The organism is Rothia sp. HMSC071F11, assembly GCF_001809115.1.
In the GTDB taxonomy this organism is placed as follows: Bacteria; Actinomycetota; Actinomycetes; order Actinomycetales; family Micrococcaceae; genus Rothia; species Rothia dentocariosa.
Genome location: NZ_KV795770.1, coordinates 70,240 through 70,887 on the forward strand (window position 1 = coordinate 70,240; position 648 = coordinate 70,887).

Annotated in this window: 1 protein-coding gene; it reads left to right on the forward strand. The window is 59.0% G+C overall.

Features of this window, described 5'->3' with window-relative positions:
• On the forward strand, positions 1-648 hold a 648-nt coding region (locus HMPREF2554_RS09780; protein WP_210396052.1), incomplete at both ends, for a choice-of-anchor M domain-containing protein.

A 648-nucleotide genomic window follows, 5' to 3' on the forward strand; every position in this document is an offset into this window, starting at 1 on the left:
AAGCACAACTGCGTGATAACCGGCTGGAACTGGGGCTCAAAGACGATAGCGGACTCATAGATGCGGACTCGGTGGTGCGCCCGCTGGATACCGTGGTGTGGACCGTTAGTGATCGTGCCCGCCGCAGCCGCAACGAGCACATGAACTCGCCCAAACTCGACTTTATTGGACCGGTCGGAACCGCGTTTTATGGGCTTCCGCAAACCCAGATGCGCGGGCTGCCTTGGCCCGGGTACAGCACCCAGGATGTGGACTACAGCAGACTCGACGGCGGCGTAACCCTGCATGTTGTTCCTCGCAGCATGCCGAAGGGCGCGCGGTTCGGTGTCTTCACTGAGTCGTTGACCGGCCCCGAGGTTCTGCTGGATTCGACCAAAAATCAACATAGTATATCGATCGACTACGCAACCCACGCGCACGCCAACTGGGTATTTACCGAGCCTGGGCATTACATATTTGACGTTCAGTACACCGCAAAACTCAAAGACGGTACTGAGATCACAAGTAAAGTCCAGCAGCTTGCCGTCGCCGTCGGGAATGAGGCAAGCAACGCATGCTCCTTCACCGCAGCGCCAGAGCCGGGCAAGGGCACAAACGGCGGTTCATCCTCCGGGCAGAATGCCGGGCAAGACTCCTCGGCACGGGTGG